A 2,487-nucleotide genomic window follows, 5' to 3' on the forward strand; every position below is an offset into this window, starting at 1 on the left:
TCGGTGCCGATGTCGCCGATCTCCAGCAGGCCGTCGACGAACAGCCGCAGGCCGGCATGGGTGGGAATCCGTCCCGCCGAGGTGTGGGGTGACGCCAGCAGGCCCGCCAGCGTCAGGTCCTGCATGGTGTTGCGGATCGAGGCGGGCGACAGGGCGATGCCGGTCATCGACAGGGTCCGCGACCCGACGGGCTCTCCGGTCTCCAGATAGCCCTCGACGATGCGACGAAAGATGTCGCGGGCCCGACCGTCGAGCACGGACAGGGAGGCGGAGGGGGAGCCGATAAAGGTCATGCTTGAAGCGCCTGTCTGGACTGCCAGCCCGTCTTCTCCAGCCGCATGACCAGGCAGTCGTCCTGATCGAACATGCGGCGACCGACCTCGACGAAGCCGAGACGCCGGTAGAAGCGCTGGGCGGCGGTATTGCTGTTCAGGGGGTCGATGACGATCGCGGTTACGCCCGCCTCGGCGAAGCAGCGGTCGATCATCAAGGTCATCATCTGTGTGCCCGCGCCCCGCCCCAACCACTCGGGCGGGCCGATCCAGATGTCGATGGCGCGCAATCCCGGCTCTATGTCGCCCCAGTAATGGCTGGATTCGGTGTGCGGATCGCAGACGGCCATCGCGCCTATGGGCCGGCCATCCACCTCGGCGATCAGATAGGTCAGCTCATAGGCCGAGTTGGTGACCTCGTCGGCCCAGTCGCTGCCGAAGGCCACATCGGCGTCGGGATCGTCGTTGGAGCAGGCGATGACGTGCGGCTCGCGGTCCCAGGCGTCCAGCGTCGACACATCGGCAAGCGTCGCCGGGCGCAAGGTCACCTCGTCACGGGCTGGGGGGGACACGGTCATGGTTTCAGGATAAGCAGCGCGGCTGTTACCTCCAAGGACCATCTCATGACCGTCTCGCCCCGCGCCTCCGGCCGTACCCCCGAACAGCTTCGTGCCGTGACGCTGGAGACCGGCGTCAACCGCTATGCGGAGGGCTCGTGCCTGGTCACCTTCGGCCACACCAAGGTGCTGGTCACCGCCTCGGTCGAGGACAAGGTGCCGGGCTGGATGCGCAACTCGGGCCAAGGCTGGGTAACGGCGGAATACGGCATGCTGCCGCGTGCCACGCACACGCGGGGCCGTCGCGAGGCGGCGGCGGGGAAACAGTCAGGCCGGACCCAGGAAATCCAGCGGCTGATCGGGCGGTCGCTGCGCGCCGTCGTCGATCTGAAGGCCCTGGGCGAGCGGCAGGTGGTGCTGGACTGCGATGTGGTCCAGGCCGACGGCGGCACGCGCACGGCGGCGATCACCGGGGCCTGGGTCGCCATGGCGTCGGCTTTTGACTACCTGCGGGCCGAGGGTGTCCTGAAGACCGACCCGATCCTGGACCAGGTCGCGGCCATCAGCTGCGGCGTGTGCAGCGACCTGCCGGTGCTGGACCTCGATTACGAAGAGGATTCCAATGCCGAGGCCGACAGCAACTTCGTCCTGACCGGCTCGGGCACCATCGTCGAGATCCAGGCCACGGGCGAGAAGCGCGGCTTCAGCCGGGGCGAGTTCGACCGGCTGTTCCAGCTGGCCGAGGGCGGCTGTGCCGAGCTGTTCGCCTTACAAAGGCAGGCGCTGGGCCGCGTTTGATCCATCAGAAGATGCAGGGCGCGGGTTTCGCCGCGCCCTGAACCGTGCCTAAGGTGACCGCTCGCCAGATCGCATGGAGCCCTGAGATGCGTCTGCCCCTCCTCGCTGCTGCCTGTCTTTCCCTGGCGCTCGCCGCCTGCGGACAGGGCGAATCTACGCCGGACATCGACGAGGCAACGGGCGGTGAAGAGGTCATCGCGGCCCCGACCGCTGAAATGCCAGTCGATGCGCCGCCGCAGGAGGAGATCGTCCCCTCCGAGGCTGCGTCGCCTGGCGATCAGGCCGCAGCAGGCGAACCCGGTTCATGCCTGTCCGAGGTCGGACCCCAGGCCTCGGCCCGGCTGGCCGAGCGCTGCATCATGGTCAGCCCGGCGACCCGTCCGCCCTGCAATGCCGCCAACCCCTGCACGATGATCCAGGGCGAGATCGACCGGGCCTGCGGCCAGTACGGACCCGGCGAGACCAAGCCGGCGGAATGCGCGGCCTGAGACCCAGCGTCACCGCTTAACGGTTCCTAGAGCCTGAGGTTGTAGCCTTTGCGCCATGACCTCGATCCCGACCCTCGGTCAGGAGGCTCCGGCCGACCTGCGCGCCCTGACCACTCTGCGGTTCTTCGCGGCCCTGTGGGTCGTGTTGTTCGCCGCCTGGCCGCATCTGGACGTGGCTTTCACGCCCAATGTCGTGGCCAAGGGCTATCTGGGCGTCGAGACCTTCTTCATCCTGTCCGGCTTCATTCTCAGCCATGTCTATCTGGAGGGGGCGGGGACGAAGCGCTTCTCCTACGGCGGTTTCCTTTGGGCTCGGCTGGCGCGGGTCTATCCGCTGCATCTGGCGACCCTGTTCGGCATGATCGCGCTTGG

General features: G+C 67.7%; 4 protein-coding genes and 1 pseudogene. 3 read left to right on the forward strand and 2 right to left on the reverse strand.

Going from position 1 to position 2,487, the window contains the following annotated elements; all coding sequences use genetic code 11:
- A pseudogene (gene hrcA, locus JHC81_RS14315) lies at positions 1-293 on the reverse strand (heat-inducible transcriptional repressor HrcA); the annotation flags it as partial.
- Positions 290-850: a GNAT family N-acetyltransferase gene (locus JHC81_RS14320; protein WP_292175792.1), complete on the reverse strand. Its 561-nt coding sequence runs from the start codon at positions 848-850 to the stop codon at positions 290-292. The gene JHC81_RS14320 and the pseudogene hrcA, both read right to left, overlap by 4 nt.
- Before the next feature lie 45 nt (positions 851-895).
- Here JHC81_RS14320 and rph point away from each other — a divergent pair, with 45 nt between their 5' ends.
- From rph to JHC81_RS14335, 3 genes are all read left to right on the forward strand, one after another.
- The gene (rph, locus tag JHC81_RS14325) at positions 896-1,627 is read left to right on the forward strand and encodes a ribonuclease PH (RefSeq protein ID WP_292175794.1); all 732 of its coding nucleotides are present in this window, start codon (positions 896-898) and stop codon (positions 1,625-1,627) included.
- Between the two features lie 86 nt (positions 1,628-1,713).
- Positions 1,714-2,115: a hypothetical protein gene (locus tag JHC81_RS14330; protein ID WP_292175795.1), complete on the forward strand. Its 402-nt coding sequence runs from the start codon at positions 1,714-1,716 to the stop codon at positions 2,113-2,115.
- Positions 2,116-2,170: 55 nt separating this feature from the next.
- On the forward strand, positions 2,171-2,487 hold a 317-nt coding region (locus tag JHC81_RS14335; protein ID WP_366466348.1), incomplete at its 3' end, for an acyltransferase family protein.

Source organism: Brevundimonas sp. (genome assembly GCF_016463295.1).
In the GTDB taxonomy this organism is placed as follows: domain Bacteria; phylum Pseudomonadota; class Alphaproteobacteria; order Caulobacterales; family Caulobacteraceae; genus Brevundimonas.